We start from the raw sequence: 19232 nt of genomic DNA on the forward strand, positions 1-19232 counted from the left end.
CGCTCAGCGGACGACGAGCTGGAACAGCACCAGCTCGGTCTCGTGCGTCTCCACCTCGAACAGCCCGGTCTTGTCGGCCCGGAACTCCACCAACCCGGGCGTGCCGGCCGGCAGTCGAGCGCCCAGGTCGTAGCCGTGCACGTGCAGTTCGTCGGACACGTCGGAGGTGACAGTGATCCGAACCAACTCGCCCTTACCCACGGTGATTCGTCTGGTCGGCGGATCGACCCGCCGCTTCGCGATCGTCACGGTGATCTCCCGGTCCGCGGCCGGGGTGCTGGCGGCGGCGCTCGGGGTGGCGCCGACCGTCGGGGTCGGCGCGGTGGTGGCGCTCGGCGGCGCGGCTGACGTCGGTGCCGCCGAGGGGGCGGCGACGGAGGGGTCGTCGTCCTGGCCGCACCCGACGAGGAGCAGGGCGGTGAGGGCGGTGGCGGCGAGAGCGGCACAGGTGCGGCCGGCGGGGGTACGGACGGACACGGGCGGGCTCCGAACGACGCGAGGGGACGGGTGTCGGGTTGATCGTCGGGGATGAGAACTGTACGTCTTGTTCGGCGGCGGGGATATGACCATGATGAACCAATGCAATCGAGGCTCGTCACTATGCGTCACATCCTGAGCCGCACCCTGGCGGCCGTGGCCGCGACGGTGGTGGTGTCGCTGTTGCTACCGGTCGCACCGGCGTCCGCGCACGGCCAGTTGGCAACCAGCACCCCGCTGACCGGCACCGTCGTGCGCGAGCCGCTGACACAGTTGGGGTTGTACTTCACCGAGAAACCGGCCTCCAACGCCCACTTCACCGTCACCGGGCCGGACGGGTCGCGAGTGGACAGTGGTTGGTCGTTCGGCGAGCCGAAGCGCCTGAACAAGCCGGTCCAGGAGTACTTCATGGTCAACGGTGTGTTCGAGCCGCGGCTCTACCACACCGGCTTCCCGGCCATGGTGACCGTCGCCCACTGGCCGGCGAAGGGTCGCTACACCGCCAGCTATCTCTCCGTCGCCTCGGACGGTGAGGCGGTGCGGGGCAACGTCACCTTCGACTACCAGGGGCCGAGTACGCCGGCGCCAGCCGGTTGGGTGGTGCCCACGGCGGGGCCGGACGCGGCACTGCTCGCCCAGGCCGAGGGCGAGGGATCGGCGAGCCCCGGGGCGACCGGCGGCCCGGCGGACGCCACCGGCGGCCCGGTGAGCGATCCGGCTGGCGCCACGGAAGAGCGGCGGGACGGCGGGTTCCCGCCCTGGTTGGTCCCGGCATTGATCGCCGCCGTGGTCTCCGCGATCGTGTTGGTGGCGGCCCGCCGTCGACCCGCCGCACGGGGAGGCGCCACCGCGACCCGCCGACCGGTTGGCAGGGCGGGCAAGACGGCCAACGCGGGGAAGGCGGCGAACACGTTTCGCAAGCCCGGCAACCGGGCTGGTGGCCGGGCCCGAGGCGGACGACGATAGGCCGCCAAAACCGCATACCTGCGCGTACTACCGCGAACTTTCGCACGGACACGAGGAACTTTTGATGCATCGAGGCGAAGCCATGGACACTCCAATCGAAACGCCTTAATGTCTCGATCCATCCACCCGGTGTTTCCGCAACGTCACTCGTCGGCGTCGAGGACGTTACGGACCCGGGCCGACGGCCATCCTCACCGCTGCTCCGCGCCGGCCGTCGGACACTCCACCGCCTCCTGGAGGAACGATGGGCACACGCCTGCTACGCCGACTCCACAAACCCGCACTGGGTGCCCTGGCACTCGTCCTCACCGCCGGCCTCTGGGCCGCTCCGGCCACCGCCGCCCCCGCGCAGGAACCGGGTGTCACGCTGCGCGTCTTCGACGTGCAGGTGCCGCTCTCCACGCTCTGCACACTCAAGCCCGCGCAGACCCCGAACGTGGACAAGCTGATGTCCACAATCAACTGGACCTCGGCTGCCGACTTCGGCTTCGAGGACAACTTCGTCTCGCAGGTGCTCGGCAACATCACCACCACCCAGGCCGGCAGCTACACGTTCCGGCTCAGCAGCGACGACGGGTCCAAACTGGCGATCGACAACACCGTGGTGATCGACCACGACGGGTTGCACGGAGCGACCCCACCCAAGGAGGGCACCGTCACCCTCACCGCCGGGCTGCACCCGCTGCGCATCGACCACTTCGAGCGTGACGGCGGGCAGCAGATCACCCTGGAGTGGAAGACGCCCGGCTCGTCGTCGTTCGTGGTCGTACCGAACTCGACGCTGAGCACCGACGCCGGCGTCGTCCGGGTGACCGCACCGGGCCGCAAGGAGTGCGAGGGCATCGCCGACACTCCCGGCGACGGCCTGCCGCTGACCGGGGTGCACCCGGGCTACACGCTGACCAACCTGCGGCCCAGCGGCTTCCAGCCGAAGGTCACCGGGATGGACTGGTTGGCCGACGGGCGGCTGGTCGTCTCCACCTGGGGCGGCAGCGACCAGTCCGGCACGTCCCAGGACGGTGAGGTCTGGATCCTCGGCAACACCGGCGGCGCCACCACTCCGGGCGCCGTGACCACCAAGAAGATCGCTGGCGGGCTGAAGGAGCCGATGGGGCTGAAGATCGTCGACGGGGTGGTCTACGTCTCGGAGAAGCAGCGGCTGACCCGGCTGGTCAACACCGGCGGCGACGAGGTGGCCGAGCGCCTGGAGACCGTCGCCACCTGGCCGTACGGGGGCAACTTCCACGAGTTCGCGTTCGGCCTGCTCTACCAGGACGGGTTCTTCTACCTAAACCTGTCGGTGTCGATCAACTCCGGCGGCGCCACCACCAACCCGCAGCCCGCCGCCAACCGGGGCAGCACCCTCAAAATCAACAAGGACACCGGCGCGGTCAGCTACGTCGCCGGCGGCCTGCGTACCCCGCACGGCATCGGCTGGGGCCCGGAGGGCGGCATCTTCGTCACCGACAACCAGGGCGGCTGGCTGCCCTCGTCGAAGCTGGTGCACGTCAAGCAGGGCCGGTTCTTCAACCACTACACGAACCCGGCCGGCCCGTTCGACACCAACCCGGTCACCCCGCCGGTGCTCTGGATGCCACAGAACGAGATCGCCAACTCGCCCAGCACCCCGCTGTACCTGACCACCGGCCGCTACGCCGGCCAGTTCGTCATCGGCGACGTGACGTACGGCGGCCTGCAACGGGCGAATGTGGAGAAGGTCAACGGCGAATACCAGGGCGCCCTGTTCCGGCTCACCCAGGGCCTGGAGGCCGGCGTCTCCGAGGTGAACATCGGCCCGGACGGCGCGATCTACGTCGGCGGGCTCGGCGCGGGCGGCAACTGGGGCCAGACCGGCAAGCTGTCGTACGGCCTGCAGAAGCTCACCCCGAACACCGCCACCACGTTCGAGATGCTCGCCATGCGCGCCACCACGACCGGCTTCGAGGTCGAGTACACCCAGCCCGTGTCGACGGCGACCGCCGCCGACCTGGCCGCGCGGTACAAGCTCAAGCAGTGGAGGTACGTGGCGACCTCGAACTACGGCGGTCCGAAGATCGACGAGGAGACGCTGACCGTCACCTCGGCCACCCTCTCGGCGGACGGCAAGAAGGTCAGCCTCACGGTGCCCGGACGCAAGGCCGGCAGGGTGGTGCACCTGCGGTCACCGCGCCCGTTCACCTCCACCAGCGGGCAGTCACTGTGGAGCACCGAGGCGTGGTACACGCTCAACTCGATCCCCGGCAGTCCCCCGCCGCCGACCGGTGGGACCATCACCGGCGTCGGTGGCAAGTGCCTGGACGTCGACAACGCGGGCACCGCCGACGGCACGAAGATCCAGCTCTGGACCTGCAACGGCACCACCGCGCAGTCGTGGACGAAGGTCGGCGACACGTACCGGGTGCTGGGCAAGTGCCTGGACGTGGACAACGGCGGCACCGCCAACGGCACGAAGGTACAGCTCTGGACCTGCAACGGCACCGCCGCTCAGGTCTGGCAGCCGCAGTCCGACGGGTCGATCCGCAACCCGCAGTCCGGCAAGGTCCTGGAGGCCGCCGGCGGTAGCAGCGCCGACCGCACCCAGATCCAGCTCGGCACGTACGCGGGCGGCGCCCACCAGAAGTGGGTGGTCAGTGCCGGGGTAACCGGCTGACGTCGGGGGGCGTGGTCCGGCCTCCGGGTCGGGCCGCGCCCCGAACCGTGTGGCGCAGGGTCACCGGCGCGCCGGCCGTACAACGCCAGCGCGGCGGTGAGGCCTGCCGTCGGTCAGGGACCGTGCGGCAGCGGCTGCGCCAGCGCGCGGAGATCCGAGGGGAGCTGGGCCAGGGCGTCCTCGAACTCCCGGTGCCCGACCACCCGGTGCATCGTCTGGAGAACCGCCCGAATGCCCCGCTCTGCGGCTGGACGGTCGATCCCGGCGCGGTCGGCGACCCGGCGGAGGAACTCGTCGTAGCCGAACGCCTCCGGCGGCTCGGCGGCCTTGACCAGCAACGGGCTCAACTCGTCAGCCAGGTGGGGGGCCAACGCGCCCGCCTCACCGCCGCTGAGCCGCTCGGTGAGGGTCCGCAGAACGGCCTCGGTCAGTGGGCGCGCCTGCTCCGGCGGGACGCCCGCCCGTGCCGCGACCTTGTCGACGAACCCCAGCTCGGCCATTCCCCCGCCCTTCGTTTCGGAGATGCGTGGCTACCCGGGCCCGTCGACGGCAAACCCGGCGGGCGGAGCCGGACGGGTCTGATGGTTGCTCCGCGCGGCGCCGTCGGAGTCTCGTACGGTGAGGTCGGACCGGGAACCCGACGGCTGCCCGACGGCGGCCCGTGCCGCAGGAGGAGCAGATGGCCGTCGACCTACCCGACGTGATCGACCGGTACTTTCGGGCCGTCAACGACCGGGACCTGGACGCCTTCGTCGCCTGCTTCGCGGACACCGCGAGCGTCGCCGACGAGGACCGGCTGTACGACGGACGGGCCTCCATCCGCGCGTGGCGGCAGAAGACGATGGATGCCCACTCCTACACGGCCGAGCCGGTACGCGTCACACCACAGGCCGGCGACTCGTACCTGGCTCTCACCCGGGTCTCCGGCGACTTCCCCGGCAGCCCGGTCGAGCTGCGGTACCGGTTCACGCTGCGCGACAACCTGATCGGCGCCCTGGACATCCGCCCGTAGCAGCGGTCGCTGCTCGGCGCCGACGCGGCCCCCTGACCGCCCGGTGCCGGATGCCTGGCCGGTCCGGCGCGCGACGTGATCAACCGCCGAACGGACGAGACGGCCCATGGGTCGGCGGATGACATGATGTTGCGACAACGGCTGTGGCTACGGAAAAGGGTTGCTGGTGTCCGATGGCGCACGTCGAGGCGAACAGGTCCACGGCACCCGGGCGGATCGTGGTGACGCTGACCGGCGACCCGCGGCCGGAGGGCTGATGCCGGCCGGGGGGCTGATGCCGGCCGAGCGGCGCGACACCGTGGTCGAGCAGAGCGTTCCCGCCCATGTCACGGACACCATGGGGTACCAGGTGGCGACCGACGTGCGAGCGCTGCGCGCGTTCGTCAGCGCCGGGGCGCTGGCCCGGGGCCTGCCGCCGCATCGGGTGGAGCTGCTGACACTGGCGGTCAGCGAGCTGGCCACCAACACCCTGCAGCACACCAACGGCGGCGGCCGGGTCCTGCTCTGGGCCGAGTCCGGCCAGTTGTTCTGCGACGTCGTCGACCGGGGGCCGGCGCGTGAGTTCGGCCAGGGAATGCCGTCCGCCGACTCGATCCGCGGCCGGGGGCTGGCGATCGTGGAGCAGGTCTGCGACGAGGTCGCCGTGCTCACCGGACCCGGCGAGACCGTCGTACGGATTCGCCTGAGCCTGTGAGCCGGGCGGCGATCCACGCCCGCTCGGGTCGCGTTGCCTGCCACAATGCGGACAGCCCGGGCCGACGGTGACCCCGGGTCGGACCCGACCGGGAGGACGGCACGATGCCGGACAGCGCACGCGAGGCAGAGCTGCTCGATGCCGAGCGCACCCTGCAGGCCGCCCAGCGGGCCGGCGACGTCGATGCTCTCGATCAGCTGCTGGTCGACCAGCTGATCGCCATCGGCCCGGACGGCCGTCCGCACACCAAGCAGGACGACCTGGCCGCGCACCGGGACCGCCGTTCGGTGGTGCAGGAGCTGGTCGAGGAGGAGCTGGACCTGCTCGTCGTGGGGAAGACCGGGGTGACCTTCTTCCTGGGCCGGGTGTCCGGTGTGTTCGAGGGGGCACCGTTCGCCGCTCGCCTGCGTTACACCCGGACCTGGGTCCACGACGACCCGCACGGCTGGCGGGTCCTCGCCGCGCACATCAGCCCGGTCTGACTCAGTCCTCGTCCTCGTCGTCGAGCAGGCCCTGCTCGTCGAGGAACGCGAACCACCTGTCGTCCGCCGGAGTCAGGTCGGCGTAGCCCGGGCCGAGCAGGTAGTAGTCCACGAAGGATCCGAGGTCGGGGGCCAGCTCCTCGAACGCGTCAGACATGAACCACTCGGTGCCGTTGGGCGGGAAGTACCAGATCGCTCCCGTGCCACGGTCCATGAAGATCGGCTCGTCGCTACGGGTGCCCACCACCAGCCAGCCCGCCCGGTCCTCGGGGATGGTGGAGAAGTCCGGCACGTAGTCGAGGTGGTACTGGATTCCGGCGAGGGTCGACGTGGACGCCAGCTCAAGCCGACCCGCCCGCAGTCCGTCGGCCACCAGCAGGAGATCGCGCAGGTCGGCCGGGAGGCTCGCCGGCACGACATCGATGGCGGCGCCCTCGCCGAACTCGGCGTACGCCAGGCTCGCCGGCTGGTCGGCGAGATCGGCTCGCAGCTCCTCGATGAGCTGCCGCAGCTCGGGATGCACTGCACCACCTCTGTTCGGATGAGGTCCTGTCCGGCAAGCTCCCGGCTGCCCGGAGGCCTGCGAGCCGATGTGCGGATTGGTTCTACCACGCGGCAGCTCGCCGGGGCGTCACCTCGCCGAATCCGCCAACCGGGCCGACACCACCTGTCCAAGATCTGGTGGTGAGGGCGTCCGGGCCGCTGGCGTCGAGCCCTTCCTCAGCTGACGACCGCGTCGACCGGGCCGACGCGCAGCGTGCCGTCGTTGAGGGGCGTGCAGCGGATGCCACCGGTGGTGCGCAGCGCCTTCCACGCTCCCGGGCCGACGGTGACGTCCATCCACGCGCAGGGCCGGGCCGCCCGGTTGACCCGCAGGCTGACCGGGCCGTTGCCGGAGTCCAGCACCAGCACCCTGCCGATCAGCTCGTCCACGGCGATCCCGGTGGTGAGGATGTTGCGCCGGACCTCCGCCAGGCCGATGCCGACCGGCAGCGACTCCTGGGCGATGACCGTGACGCTGGCGTCGCGGTGTGCCTGCTGGCCGAAGTACCGGTCGCCGACGATGCCGAGGCCGGCCCGGATCCGGACCACGTCGACCAGCTCACCGGGCGGAGCCGGGGTCGGGCCGTCGGCGGGCCGGCCCAGGAAGCGGTGCACGGGCGAGGCCAGCAACTCGACGATCTCCGGCATGGCTGGAAGTCTACGAAGCGGACCAGGTCGTCCGGGGCAGGTCGACGGATGACCCGGTGGGGACAGCGGCACGTTCGCCGCCGTCCCCACCGCGACACCGCTCAGGCCGGCGTGCCAGTCACGGTCAGGTTCCGTACCCGGCCGACGTTGTCGAACGAGCCGAAGCCCACCCGCCCCGAGCCGAACGTGGTGTCCTTCGCGGTCATCAGCGGGTCCCGGTTTCCGTCGACGTAGACGGCGATCTCACCCGTGGACGGCAGGTGCACCACCCGGACGCGGTGCCAGTCGGCATCGGTGATCGCCGGGTTGGCGCCCCGGGAGCGGCCGTTCCACTGGTGGTCGATGCGCTCCCGGTCGGCGTTGTCGACCTTGAAGATGCCGTTGTGCGGGTAGATGGTGTTGTCGGTGGAGAGGTGGGCGTAGTAGAACTCGGTGTCCGAGCGCCAGCCGAAGACGATGATCACGTCGCGGTTGCTGACGTCCACCGGCGTGTCGAGGCGTACCCGGGCGTCGACCTGCACCGACGACCACGCCGGGCCGGCGGTCAGCACGGCGTACTCGAACGGCCGGCGCGGGCCCGGCCGGCTCTCCCCGGCCTCGGCGAGGATGACCTGGTCGCGGGTGAACTGCCACTTCGCCGGGGTCACCGGTGCCCAGTTCGACGCCCCGGCGGTGCGGCGCACTGTGGTGTCGCCGACGTCGCCGCTGGCGAACTCCCTCGTGCCGGTCACCTTCCAGATCTTCCCGTTGGCCTTCGCGACGAGGTAGAGCTCACCGGCGGCGTCGGTGCCGAAGCGCAGGTCCACCCGGTTGGGGTCGCCGGGCGCTCCGGGTCCGGAGAGGTCCCGCATCCGGACCGGACCGCCCGCCGCGTCGAAGAGCGCAAGTTGGTGGATCGGGGCCAGGCCGTGGCCGCGGCGCATCTCGTTCGCCTCGGTGTAGAGCACCCGGCCGTCGACCAGGTCACCGAAGACGTACTTGCCGCGCAGCGCGGGCAGCGTGCGCCCCCGGTAGACGAACCCGCCGGCCACCGCGACACCGACGTCGTCGGTGCAGTTCCAGCCCGGTGCGGGGTCATGGTCGTACGCGGCGACGGGGTACGTGTAGCCGTACCGGTCGTCGTCGGCGGGCAGTGGGAGCAGCCGGTCGCAGGGGCTGGTGGCGGCCTTGTCGAAGACGAAGGGGCCCTCGCGCTCACTCCAGCCGAAGTTGTCGCCGGCGCGGACCTCGTAGATCGCCTCGACGGCGTGCTCACCGATGTGTCCGAGGTACATCCGGCCGGTCGCCCGGTCCCAGCTGAACCGGTGCGGGTCACGGAAACCCACGGCGTAGATCTCGCCGAGCGCGCCGGTCTGGCCGACGAACGGGTTCCCCTGTGGGATGCCGTAGCGCCCGTTGGCGGAGTTGGTGCCCCGGGGGTCGATCCGCAACAGCTTGCCGTGCGGCAGCGCCAGGTTCTGCGGGTCGGTGTTGCGGGCGCCCTGGCCGCCGTCGCCGACCGCGAGGTACAGCAGGCCGTAGTCGCTGTCGTGACGCTTGGCCGTGGGGTTGAAGTTGATCTCCTGGATGCCGTGCACCTGGCCGCCGAAGCCGATGCGCAGCACCTCGCGGTGCCTACCGGCGAAGGTGGCAGCGGTCGGATCGGTCGCCGTCCACTCGGTGATGACCCCGTGGAAGAGCGTGTTGGGCTGGGCGTGGTCGGGTGTGGCGGTCGTCGTGGAGGCCAGCTCGGTGTGGATGGTGTAGAACCGTCCGTTGACGCCGAACTCCGGGTGGAAGGCGACGTAGCCGAAGCCCTGGCCCAGCCCACGACCGGAGAAGAACTGCGGCGCGAACGTCGCCGCCACGTCCAGGTAGACGTGCGGCACGCCGCCCTCGACCAGGTAGAGGTTGCCGTTGAGGTCGGGCACCGCCCGCCGGCCGGAGCCGTCGGGCAACTCCATCACCGTGTTGATCCGCGCGGTCCGCATGAGCCGCGCATCGGTCGGGGTGGGCGTGGGGTACGACTGCGGGAAGCTGGCGTACTCACTGAGGACCAGCCCGATCCGGGACTGGACCGGCATCTCGGGGACCGGGTCGTCGACGGCGTCGGCGGCCCGGGCGGGCGACGCGAGCACTGTGGACAGGATCAGCACGAGGGCGGTGAGGCCGGCCGTCAGCGCGGGCCGGCGGGCACCTCGGGCGCGGCGGTGGAGGACGAGCACGCGTGTCTCCTTCTCGGTGGGACGGTGCCGAGGGTGGTCAGCGGGCCAGGTGGTGGTACTGCCTCCGCACGTCGCTCGCGGAGACCACGCTGTCGAGGAACATGAGGCCGTCCATGCGGCAGTCGCACGGGTTGCGCTCCAGGGTGTCCTGGGGGAAGCTCCCGCCGATCTTGATGCCGCGCGGGTCGGAGGCGGTGGTCAGGTGTGGGCCCGGCCCGGACACCAGCCACGGGTCGTCGGTGCGGGTGTAGAAGCCGTCCACCGGCTCGCCATTGCGGTAGAGGGCGAGGGCGCCGGTGTCGAAGTCGAAGGTGGCGGCGAGGTGCACCCACTCCCCCACGGGCAACAGCTCGCGCCAGTCCTGGTTGGCGGCGAAGGTCTGCGAGTTGCCGCCGTCGAGTCGCCGCCCGAGCGCGACCAGGCGCAGCTCCCCGTCGACGTCGATCAGCTCCAGCAGGGCACGCACGCCGTGGCCGTCGGAGTCGCCGGTCAGCACCCCGGCCAGCCCGATCGCGTTGTAGCGGTCAGCTGGGTCGGCGGTGGTGGAGTTGGGCAGCGGGCTGTCCATGTTGAGCTTGAACCAGCCCATCACGGTGGTGCCCGCGGTGGCGCTGAAGGCGCGCAGCGTCCGCACCCCGCTGGCCGACCAGGTGCCGGCCTTCCAGTCGTCGTTGCCGGCAACCGCCGGGTCGACCTGCCGGGTCTGCACCGCGTTGCGGCTGCCCCGGTAGGCGCGGTCCGGCACCCGCATGGCGGCACCGCCGTTGATCAGCTCGATCTCGGTGCCGGAGCGGCCCTGGTCGCGTTCCAGCGCCGGATCGCCGGGCACCGGGTGGTCGAAGTCGTACGCGGCGACCAGGTGTGCACGCAGGGCCGGGTGGACGTCGTGCGAGATGCTCCGATCCGCCTGTGCGGGCGGCGCGGCGGCGCCGGTCAGTGCGCCGATCGCCAGGAGGGAGACGGCCGCTTGGCGGGCCCTGGACATGGCTGTCACCTCGTTTCGCGGCATGACTGATGCCGGTCACGTAAGCGCTTACGTAAGCGCTTACGTACCCTAGGCTCCGATGAATGGCGCTCGCAATAGATCGGGTGACATGGATGTTTCCGGAGGGTTGCGGATGCCCAGGGCCAACCAGCGGCCGCGCCTCGTGGACGTCGCCGAACACGCCGCCGTCTCGCTGGCGACCGCCTCCCGCGCCCTCGCCGGCCGTGAGGGGGTCAGCACCGAGGTGGCCGACCGGATCCGGCAGATCGCCCGTGAGCTGGGCTACGTCGCCAACCCGTACGCCCGCACCCTCGCCGGCGGGGCCAGCTCCACCGTGGGGCTGATCGTCCACCAGGTCGACGACCCGTACTTCGCCGAGATCGCCGCCGGCGTCATCCAGCTCGCCGCCGAGCAGGGGCTGCTGGTGCAGATGTGCCAGTCCGGCCGCGACCCCGGCTACGAGCTGCAACAGCTGCGGCACCTGATCGCCCAGCGGGTGGGCATCGTCCTGATCAGCGGTTCCGGCTACGACGACCCCCGCATGGAGGCCGCCGCCCGCGCCGAGCTGGCCGCGTTCCAGAACCACGGCGGACGGGCCGCCGCCATCGGACGGCACGCGCTCGGCATCGACGCCGTCCTGCCGGACAACGAGGCCGGCGGTCACGCGCTCGCCCAGCACCTGATGGACCTCGGCCATCAACGGATCGCGGTCGCCGCGGGCAGCGCCGGGCTCACCACTGTCGCGGACCGACTGGCCGGCGTGTCGTCGGCCCTGCGGCAGCGCGGGCGGTCCCCGGCCGACCTCGTCGTCGTGCACAGCGACTTCACCCGCGGTGGCGGGCGGGCCGCCGCCGAGCAGATCCTCAACGAGCACCCGGCAACGACGGCGATCATCGCGCTCAACGACGCGATGGCCATGGGTGTGCTGTCGACGTTGCGCTCCCGCCGGGTGCCGGTGCCCGCGCGGATGTCCGTCGTCGGCTTCGACGACGTCTCCGTGGCGGCCGACCTCGCGCCCAGCCTCACCACCATCCGCCTGCCGATGACCGAGATGGGCCGCACGGCGCTCACCCTCGCCCTCAAGCCCCGCTCGACCCGCCCCCGCCGCCGTCCCACCGGGCACCTGCTGGTCGTCCGCGACTCGACCGGGCCCGCGCCGACGACCTGACCGGCGACCACGCTGCCCGAAGGGTCAGACGGCCAGGGCCGCCCGGACGTCCCGTTCCGCGGTGACACCACCGTCCCCCTGCGAGGTGACCCGGCCGGATTCCAGCACCTGGTAGCGGCTCGCCACCCGCAGCGCGAAGCCCAGATGCTGCTCGACGAGCAGCACGCTGAACCCGGACTGCCGGGTCAGCTCGACGATCCGTTCCTGGATCTCCGCGACCACCGACGGCTGGATGCCCTCGGTCGGCTCGTCGAGCATCAGCAACCTCGGCCGGGTGATCAGCGCACGGGCGATGGCCAGTTGCTGGCGCTGACCGCCGGAGAGCAGCCCGGCCCGGCGTCGCAGCAGCGGGCGCAGCGCCGGAAAGAGGTCCAGCACCTCAGCGGTCGCCACCGCGCCGTCGCGCCGACCGTCGGCGACCAGCCGCAGGTTCTCCGCGGCGGTCAGGTGCGGGAAGCACTGTTGACCCTGCGGGACGTACGCCATCCCCCGCGCCACCCGCTCGTGCGGCCCGAGGCGGGTGACGTTCTCGCCGTCCAGCTCGACGGTGCCGGCGCTCGGGCGCAGCAGACCGGCCGCGACCCGCAGCACTGTGCTCTTGCCAGCGCCGTTGTGTCCGAGGACCGCGGCGACCCCGTCGGGCGGGACGGCGAGGTCGATCCCGTGCAGCACCCGGCTGCGCCCGTACCCGGCGTGCACCCCGCGCAGCGTCAGCATCATGCCTCCAGACCGGTGCGGGCCGACCCGGCGTCGACCGGGTGGCCAAGGTAGACCTCCTGCACGCGCGGGTCTGCCTGGACCTGCGCCACAGTGCCCTCGCTCAGCACCCGGCCGGCGTGCAGCACTGTGACGCTGCGCGCGAACCGGCGCAGGAAGTCCATGTCGTGCTCGATCACGACGACTGTGCGGTCCCGGCTCACCGTCTCCAGCAGGACCCCGGTGGCGTCGCGTTCCTCGTGGCTCATGCCGGCGACCGGCTCGTCGAGAAGCAGCAGCCGCGCGTCCTGCACCAGCAGCATCCCGATCTCCAGCCACTGCTTCTGCCCGTGCGCGAGCGTCCCGGCGAGGTGCTCGGCCCGTTCGGCCAGACCGATGGTCTCCAGCGCCGCGGCCACCTCGTCCGGGACGCCGCGACGGCGGCGGGCCAGGGTCGCCCAGCCACGCCGGGCGCCGGCCGCGATGTCGAGGTTCTGCAGCACCGACAGCTCCTCGAAGACCGAGGACGTCTGGAAGGTACGCCCGACGCCCAGCCGGCTGATCCGGTGCACCGGGCGGCCCAGCAGCTCGTCGGCGCCGAAGCGGACCGAGCCGGTGGCCCGGACCAGGCCGGTGATCGCGTCGACCAGCGTGGTCTTGCCGGCGCCGTTCGGCCCGATCAGGAACCGGATGTCACCGGGGGGTACCTCCAGCGAGACGCCGTCGACGGCGGTGAAACCGTCGAAGCTGACCCGCACGTCACGGACGGACAACCCGTCCAGTCGGTCGCCGCTCATGCCGCCGGCACCTCCGTCCCCCGCGGGGCGCGTCGTCGGGCCAGTGGCAACCACCCGCGCCGGGCCGGTGCCGTGCTGCCGTCGCGGCGGCGGGCCAGCGCCCACAGCGACGCCAGGCCGCCGGGAAGGAACGCCACCACGACCACGAAGAGCAACCCCTGAAGGTACGTCCAGGTGCCCGGGAACCGCTCCGAGAGGGCGGTACGCGCCCAGGCCACCGCCACCGCGCCGAGCACCGGCCCGAGCAGTGTGGCCCGACCACCCACCGCGACCCCGATGACGAACTCGATCGACGGGACGATGCCGATCAGCGCGGGCGAGATGATGCCCACCGCGGGCACGAACAGCGCCCCGGCCAGGCCGGCCATCCCGGCCGCGACCACGTACGCGACCAGCTTGACCGAGGCCGGGTCGTAGCCGAGGAACCGGACCCGTTCCTCGCCGTCGCGGACCGCCACCAGCAGCTCGCCGTAGCGGCTGTGGATGAGTTGACGGGTCAGCGCGAGCAGGGCCAGCAGAGCGCCGGCGATGATGAAGTAGACCATCCGCTGGTTGACCGGGTCGTCCAGGTCGTAACCGAAGAAGCCCTTGATGTCGGTCAGCCCGTTGGTGCCACCCGTGGTGCCCTGCTGGCCGATCAGCAGGATCACCATCGCGGCGGCGAGGGCCTGGCTGAGGATGGCGAAGTACGCACCGCGCACACGGCGGCGGAACACCAGCGAGCCGAGCCCGAAGGCCACCGCCATCGGCAGCAGCACCGTCGCGGGCAGCGCGAACCACGGGCTGGCGAAGGGCCTCCACCACAGCGGCAGTTCGTCGAGCTGCCCGTACAGCTGCATGAAGTCCGGCATCCCGGCCGGGCCCGCGTCGGCGAGCTTGAGGTGCATGGCCATCGCGTAGCCGCCGAGGCCGAAGAAGACGCCCTGGCCCAGGGTGAGCATGCCGCCCCGGCCCCAGGCGATCCCGATGCCGACCGCGACCATGGCGACGCAGAGGTACTTGGCGAGCAGGGACAGCCGGAAGTCCGACAGGACCAGCGGCGCTACGGCGAACAGCAGCGCCGCGCCGAGTGCGAAGCCGGCCGCCGTCCGCAGTCGCGAGCGGCCCGCGGGCCTGCTCGGCAGTACGGCGCTGACGGGTGCCGGGCCGAGGGCGGTGTCGGGCGGCGCGGGGGTGACGGCTGTCATGCGAGGCTCCTGGTCCGCAGCGTGAACAGACCCTGTGGCCGCCACTGGAGGAACGCGACGATCGCCACGAACACGATCACCTTGGCGACGCTGAGGGTGGTGAGGTATTCCCCGGTGGCCTGGAGCACGCCGAGGGCGAAGGCGACGATCACGCTGCCCTTGAGCTGGCCGATTCCGCCGACCACGACGACCAGGAAGGCGTCGATGATCAGGTTGGTGCCCATGGTCGGGCCGATCGGGCCGAGCAGGGTGAGCGCCACCCCGGCGAGCCCGGCCAGGCCGGAGCCGACGAAGAAGGTGGTCCGGTCGACCCGGGAGGTGGCGATGCCGGACACCGCCGCGAGGTCGCGGTTCTGCACGACCGCGCGGATGCGACGCCCGAGCGGGGTGAGGCGCAGCGCCAGGGTGAGCGCCGCGACGGCGGCCAGCGCCAGGGCCAGGATGAACAGCCGGTTGTTGGCGATGGTCAACCCGCCGGGGAGCGCCACGTTGCCGGTCAGCAGCTCCGGCGCGCGGGTCTGCACGTTCGGGCTGCCGAAGACGTCGCGGGCCAGTTGTTGCAGCATCAGGGACACACCCCAGGTGACCAGCAGGGTGTCCAGTGGTCGGGCGTACAGCCGGCGGATGAGCAGCATCTCCAGCAGCGCGCCCATCGTGCCGGCGACCACGAACGCCACCGGTAGCGCGACGACCAGCGACCAGCCGGCCCCGGTGATGCTCTGCTGCAGGACGTAGGTGGTGTACGCCCCGGCCATGATGAACTCACCGTGCGCCATGTTGATCACGTTCATCTGGCCGAAGGTCAGCGCGAGGCCGAGCGCGATGAGCAGCAGCACCGCGCCGATGCTGATGCCGGTGAAGAGTTGACCGAAGAGGACTGTCACGGTGGGTACTCCGAACTGCTGGTCGGGTGGCCCGGGCGGGCCGCGCGGCAACGCGCCTCGCCCGGGCCGGCGTCGTCAGCTCAGGCCGCTCGCCCACGGGTAGGTCTTGAGGTACGGGTCCGGCTGCACCGGCTTGCCGGAGTTCCACACCTCGGTGATCAGACCGTCCGCGCCGATCTTGCCGATCCGGGCGGTCTTGGCGATGTGCTGGGTCTTCCCGTCCACCGTGACCAGGCCCTCCGGCGCGTCGAAGGTGATCCCGTCCGAGGCGGCACGGACCTTCTCCACGTCGAAGGCGCCGGCCTTCTCGACCATGGCCTTCCAGAGGTACACGCCGACGTACGCGGCCTCCATCGGGTCGCTGGTGGGCTTGTCCGCGCCGAACTTCGCCTTGTACGCGGCCACGAACTTCGAGTTCGCCGCCCCAGGGGTGGTCTGGTAGTAGTTCCAGGCGGTCAGCTGACCCTCCAGGTACTGGGTGCCGATGCCCTTGACCTCCTCCTCGGCGATCGAGACGGACACCACCGGCATCGCGGCAGCGGTCAGACCGGCGGACTTGTATTCCTTGAAGAAGGCCACGTTGCTGTCGCCGTTGAGTGTGTTGAAGACGGCATCGGCGCCGGACGACTTGACCTTGTTGACGATGGTGCCGAACTCGGTGGATCCGAGTGGGGCGTAATCCTCACCGAGCACGGTCATCCCGTTCGCGGTCGCGTACGCCTTGATAATTTTGTTGGCGGTGCGGGGAAAGACGTAGTCGCTGCCGACCAGATAGACCGACTTCGCCCCCTGCGCCTTGAGGTAGTCGAGCCCGGGAACGATCTGCTGGTTGGTGGTCGCACCGGTGTAGAAGATGTAGGGCGACTGTTCGAGGCCTTCGTACTGCACCGGGTAGAACAGCAACGCCTTGTTCTTCTCGAACACCGGCTTGACCGCTTTGCGACTGGCCGACGTCCAGCAGCCGAAGACGGCGGCGACCCGGTCCTCGGAGATGAGCTTCTCGGCCTTCTCCGCGAAGGTCGGCCAGTCCGAGGCGCCGTCCTCGCCGACCGGCTGGATCTTCTTGCCGAGGACGCCACCGGCCGCGTTGATCTCCTCGACGGCGAGCATGATGGAGTCGCGGACGGTGACCTCGCTGATCGCCATGGTGCCGGAGAGCGAGTTGAGCAGCCCCACCTTGACGGTGTCGCCGGAGATGTCGGCGGTGACGCCTGTCGCGCCACCCTCGTCGGTGGTCTTGCTGCCGCACGCGGTCATCGCGGCCGCGGCGACCAGGGTCATGGCGCCCGCCAGGATGCGGCGGCCCCGGAATAGTGACATCTACTCTCCCTGCGGTGCACTCAAGTGGCGAAAGGACGGTCGGTGCGGTCCGGTGGAGCTGACGTGGGCGATGCCGAGGTCGACGGGTGGACGCCGCTCAGGGCACCGGTTCGGATATGGGCACCGAAAGCGTCGACCGACATGATTGCGCTCATGTTTCCCGGCCCTTAATTGGCTGTTTCCGCGCGGTCGATTCGACGCGCACGAGAAAACGGCCGGCACCGTTGGGGAGGAAACGCTGCCGGCCGTTCGGAAAAACGCAGATTTGGTGTCACCACAATGGTCGGCGGGCGATTCCGTCGATGGTGGGGACACAGTGGTGACATCTGACCCGAGGCCAGATACTTCACGCAGGAAGCATCTTAGGACGGGATCGGGTGGCGCTGTCAAGGGTCCGGGCCGGCTGGTGGCCCCTGGTCTCAGAGCTGGGCGAGCACTGTGAAGTCGAGCCCGTCGGCCTCGGCCAGGTAGATGCGCTGACGGACGTGCCGTTGGCGTAGCCGCAACCGCCCGCGTGGCCCCTGGTAGGCCACCGTGTCAGCGGCCGTCTCGATGGCCCGCACGTCGAGGGTGCGGGCCTGGCCGATCAGCGCGGCGAGCAGCATCACGCCCTCGTAGCAGGACTCCCCGAGGCTGCCCAACGGCGGCGCCTCCACCCCGAAGCGACGGACGAACTCGCCGTGGAAGTCGAGGTTCTCCTGGGTGACCAACCCGGCGAAGAAGCCCGCCGTGCTGTACAGCCGCCGGGTCGCACCGGCACCGCTGGCGAGCAGCATGTTCTCGTCCATCAGCGTGCTCAGCCGCAGGCACCGCTGATCGAGGCCGGATCGGGCGAACGCCCGGTTGAACCGCACGGCGTCCGCACCGACAAGCAGCATCAGCACCCCGTCGGCGTCACTGTGCTCGATGCGGCGCAGCACCTCGGTGAAGTCGTGCGCGTCCAACGGCAGGAAGTGCAGGCCCACCACCTGCCCACCGCCGCGCAACGCGTACCGCTGGGCCGCCCGCGCGGTACGGCGCGGCCACACGTAGTCGTTGCCGACCACGAACCAGCGACGCACCCCCTGCTCTTCCGCGAGCAGCCGCATCGCGGGCCACAGTTGGGCATCCGGCGTCTCGCTGGTCAGGAAGACCCCCTCGGTGCGTTCACCGCCCTCGTAGAGTGCGGTGTAGACGTACGGCACCCGGTGCGCGACGCGTGGCGCCAGCGCCTGACGCACCGACGAGATGTGCCACCCCGTCACCCCCTGCACCGCCCCCACCGACACCAACGCCTCGACCTCGGCGGCCACCTCGGCCGGCGGTGCGCCGCCGTCGACCGGCACCAGCCGCACCTCCCGGCCCAGCACACCACCACATCGGTTGATCTCCTCGACCGCGAGCTGCGCGCACAGCTCGCAGGTGGGGCCGAACATGCCGGCCGGCCCGCGCATCGGGTAGACCAACGCGATGCTGACCACGGCACGGTCGACGGTCAGCCACGGCGGTGCCGGCGCGGACATGAGCACATGATTGCCCGGCCCACGACCGAAGGCCAGGACTCACCACGGACCGGGACACTCGCTACCATGACAGGGCCACCGGACCAGGGAGTTCCATGTCAGACGTGCCCGGGGCGCCAGCCGACCTGCTGCGCTCGCTCACCCGCGCCGAACGGCTGCTCTCTCGCCGGCTGGGCGCCGTCCTCGCCGAGGACGCGCTGAGCATCGAGGCATGGCGGGTGCTCTGCCTGCTCGCCGACGGCCAGGGCCATCCGATGAGCGAGGTGTCCGCCGAGGCGTCGCTGCCTCCCGGCACCCTCACCAAACTGGTCGACCAGCTCGTCGACCGTAACCTCGTCTTCCGCCGGATAGACCCGATGGACCGTCGGCGGATCCGCGCCTACCTCACGGCCCGCGGCCGTCGCGAGCACGATCGCCTCGATGAGCGGGTCCGGGCCAACCTCGCCGAGCTGGGCATGCCACAGGTCGACGATCTGACCGTTCAGCTCGCCGACCTGATCGGTCGTCTCGACCCGGCCCGCCGCCGCGCCGACGCGGTCGGCCCACACCGCTGACGAGGCTCAGTCGACCCTGGTGAGAAGCGGCTTGCCCTTCTCCACGACGTACGTGGCCAGTTCGACGGCGACGCCGTCGCCAACGTTGCGGGCCTGGTGGTGGACGCCGTACGGCACGGTCAGCGCGTCACCGACGTTGCACACCATCGGCGGCTGACCTTCGAGCGTGTACTCCAGAGTCCCCTGGAGCACGCAGATGATCTCTTCGCCCGGGTGGAAGTGCTTGAACGGCGGCGAGTCCGGTGTGAACTCCACCCGACTCTGGACGACCTCACGTCCCGGGATGCTGAGGTCGTGTTTCTGGAGATCGACACGCCACAGCCCCGGCGCCGCCTCCACCGCCGTCGGACTGATGCCCTCGGGCCGATCTTTCCCACTCATCACGGCCTCCTGTGAGCCGTCGCGGAACGGCAGTCGCCCCGGTTGGCATGGCCTTCCGAGGATATGAGCCGCAGACCCGTCC

Annotated in this window: 20 protein-coding genes; 7 read left to right on the plus strand and 13 right to left on the minus strand. The window is 70.9% G+C overall.

Annotated features, from left to right (window positions below):
- Positions 1 to 3: 3 nt before the first annotated feature.
- The gene (locus FBZ33_RS16450) at positions 4 to 477 is read right to left on the minus strand and encodes a hypothetical protein (RefSeq protein ID WP_141909734.1); all 474 of its coding nucleotides are present in this window, start codon (positions 475 to 477) and stop codon (positions 4 to 6) included.
- A gap of 123 nt (positions 478 to 600) precedes the next feature.
- Here FBZ33_RS16450 and FBZ33_RS16455 point away from each other — a divergent pair, with 123 nt between their 5' ends.
- Together FBZ33_RS16455 and FBZ33_RS16460 are read left to right on the plus strand one after the other, a co-directional pair.
- Positions 601 to 1443, plus strand: coding sequence for a copper resistance protein CopC (locus tag FBZ33_RS16455; protein ID WP_185755321.1), 843 nt, complete (start codon positions 601 to 603; stop codon positions 1441 to 1443).
- A 244-nt stretch (positions 1444 to 1687) separates the two neighbouring features.
- A complete protein-coding gene (locus tag FBZ33_RS16460; RefSeq protein WP_141909736.1) occupies positions 1688 to 4093 on the plus strand; it encodes a ricin-type beta-trefoil lectin domain protein in 2406 nt (801 codons plus the stop codon).
- Positions 4094 to 4206: 113 nt separating this feature from the next.
- Here FBZ33_RS16460 and FBZ33_RS16465 read toward each other — a convergent pair whose 3' ends face one another.
- Positions 4207 to 4593 (minus strand): DUF2267 domain-containing protein, encoded by a 387-nt coding sequence (locus FBZ33_RS16465; protein ID WP_088948561.1) that lies wholly within the window; start codon positions 4591 to 4593, stop codon positions 4207 to 4209.
- A gap of 179 nt (positions 4594 to 4772) precedes the next feature.
- Between FBZ33_RS16465 and FBZ33_RS16470 the strand changes: the two genes are divergently transcribed.
- From FBZ33_RS16470 to FBZ33_RS16480, 3 genes are all read left to right on the plus strand, one after another.
- Complete coding sequence (locus tag FBZ33_RS16470) at positions 4773 to 5105, plus strand: nuclear transport factor 2 family protein (RefSeq protein WP_141909737.1); 333 nt, start codon at positions 4773 to 4775, stop codon at positions 5103 to 5105.
- Between the two features lie 256 nt (positions 5106 to 5361).
- The gene (locus FBZ33_RS16475; RefSeq protein ID WP_255508898.1) at positions 5362 to 5799 is read left to right on the plus strand and encodes an ATP-binding protein; all 438 of its coding nucleotides are present in this window, start codon (positions 5362 to 5364) and stop codon (positions 5797 to 5799) included.
- Between the two features lie 104 nt (positions 5800 to 5903).
- Positions 5904 to 6281 carry a nuclear transport factor 2 family protein gene (locus FBZ33_RS16480; protein WP_088948564.1) on the plus strand — a complete coding sequence of 126 codons (378 nt, stop codon included), beginning with the start codon at positions 5904 to 5906 and terminating at the stop codon, positions 6279 to 6281.
- Between the two features lies 1 nt (position 6282).
- Here FBZ33_RS16480 and FBZ33_RS16485 read toward each other — a convergent pair whose 3' ends face one another.
- From FBZ33_RS16485 to FBZ33_RS16500, 4 genes are all read right to left on the minus strand, one after another.
- A complete protein-coding gene (locus FBZ33_RS16485) occupies positions 6283 to 6804 on the minus strand; it encodes an SUKH-4 family immunity protein (RefSeq protein ID WP_141909738.1) in 522 nt (173 codons plus the stop codon).
- 197 nt (positions 6805 to 7001) lie between these two features.
- Positions 7002 to 7472 carry a molybdenum cofactor biosysynthesis protein gene (locus FBZ33_RS16490; protein WP_141909739.1) on the minus strand — a complete coding sequence of 157 codons (471 nt, stop codon included), beginning with the start codon at positions 7470 to 7472 and terminating at the stop codon, positions 7002 to 7004.
- Between the two features lie 101 nt (positions 7473 to 7573).
- Entirely contained in the window at positions 7574 to 9676 is a 2103-nt protein-coding gene (locus FBZ33_RS16495; RefSeq protein ID WP_255508899.1) for a sorbosone dehydrogenase family protein, read from the minus strand.
- Positions 9677 to 9713: 37 nt separating this feature from the next.
- A complete protein-coding gene (locus FBZ33_RS16500; RefSeq protein WP_199177133.1) occupies positions 9714 to 10661 on the minus strand; it encodes a LamG-like jellyroll fold domain-containing protein in 948 nt (315 codons plus the stop codon).
- A 109-nt stretch (positions 10662 to 10770) separates the two neighbouring features.
- Here FBZ33_RS16500 and FBZ33_RS16505 point away from each other — a divergent pair, with 109 nt between their 5' ends.
- On the plus strand, positions 10771 to 11829 hold the full coding sequence (locus tag FBZ33_RS16505) for a LacI family DNA-binding transcriptional regulator (RefSeq protein WP_255508901.1): 1059 nt from the start codon (positions 10771 to 10773) through the stop codon (positions 11827 to 11829).
- Between the two features lie 24 nt (positions 11830 to 11853).
- Here FBZ33_RS16505 and urtE read toward each other — a convergent pair whose 3' ends face one another.
- From urtE to FBZ33_RS16535, 6 genes are all read right to left on the minus strand, one after another.
- On the minus strand, positions 11854 to 12546 hold the full coding sequence (gene urtE, locus FBZ33_RS16510; RefSeq protein WP_141909740.1) for an urea ABC transporter ATP-binding subunit UrtE: 693 nt from the start codon (positions 12544 to 12546) through the stop codon (positions 11854 to 11856).
- Positions 12546 to 13322: an urea ABC transporter ATP-binding protein UrtD gene (urtD, locus tag FBZ33_RS16515; protein ID WP_141909741.1), complete on the minus strand. Its 777-nt coding sequence runs from the start codon at positions 13320 to 13322 to the stop codon at positions 12546 to 12548. Before urtD ends, urtE begins: the two co-directional genes overlap by 1 nt.
- Positions 13319 to 14509, minus strand: coding sequence for an urea ABC transporter permease subunit UrtC (gene urtC / locus FBZ33_RS16520; RefSeq protein WP_141909742.1), 1191 nt, complete (start codon positions 14507 to 14509; stop codon positions 13319 to 13321). Before urtC ends, urtD begins: the two co-directional genes overlap by 4 nt.
- The gene (gene urtB, locus FBZ33_RS16525) at positions 14506 to 15393 is read right to left on the minus strand and encodes an urea ABC transporter permease subunit UrtB (RefSeq protein WP_088948572.1); all 888 of its coding nucleotides are present in this window, start codon (positions 15391 to 15393) and stop codon (positions 14506 to 14508) included. Before urtB ends, urtC begins: the two co-directional genes overlap by 4 nt.
- Before the next feature lie 75 nt (positions 15394 to 15468).
- Positions 15469 to 16713 (minus strand): urea ABC transporter substrate-binding protein, encoded by a 1245-nt coding sequence (urtA, locus tag FBZ33_RS16530; protein WP_088948573.1) that lies wholly within the window; start codon positions 16711 to 16713, stop codon positions 15469 to 15471.
- Positions 16714 to 17132: 419 nt separating this feature from the next.
- Positions 17133 to 18215 carry a substrate-binding domain-containing protein gene (locus FBZ33_RS16535; RefSeq protein WP_099854274.1) on the minus strand — a complete coding sequence of 361 codons (1083 nt, stop codon included), beginning with the start codon at positions 18213 to 18215 and terminating at the stop codon, positions 17133 to 17135.
- 95 nt (positions 18216 to 18310) lie between these two features.
- On the opposite strand from FBZ33_RS16535, the gene FBZ33_RS16540 reads away from it, so the two are divergent.
- On the plus strand, positions 18311 to 18769 hold the full coding sequence (locus FBZ33_RS16540; protein WP_141909743.1) for a MarR family winged helix-turn-helix transcriptional regulator: 459 nt from the start codon (positions 18311 to 18313) through the stop codon (positions 18767 to 18769).
- Between the two features lie 6 nt (positions 18770 to 18775).
- On the opposite strand, the gene FBZ33_RS16545 is transcribed toward FBZ33_RS16540, so the two are convergent.
- Positions 18776 to 19150 (minus strand): cupin domain-containing protein, encoded by a 375-nt coding sequence (locus tag FBZ33_RS16545; protein WP_141909744.1) that lies wholly within the window; start codon positions 19148 to 19150, stop codon positions 18776 to 18778.
- Positions 19151 to 19232 lie beyond the last annotated feature (82 nt).

It is taken from the genome of Micromonospora sp. A202, assembly GCF_006715105.1.
Taxonomy (GTDB): Bacteria; Actinomycetota; Actinomycetes; order Mycobacteriales; family Micromonosporaceae; genus Micromonospora; species Micromonospora zamorensis.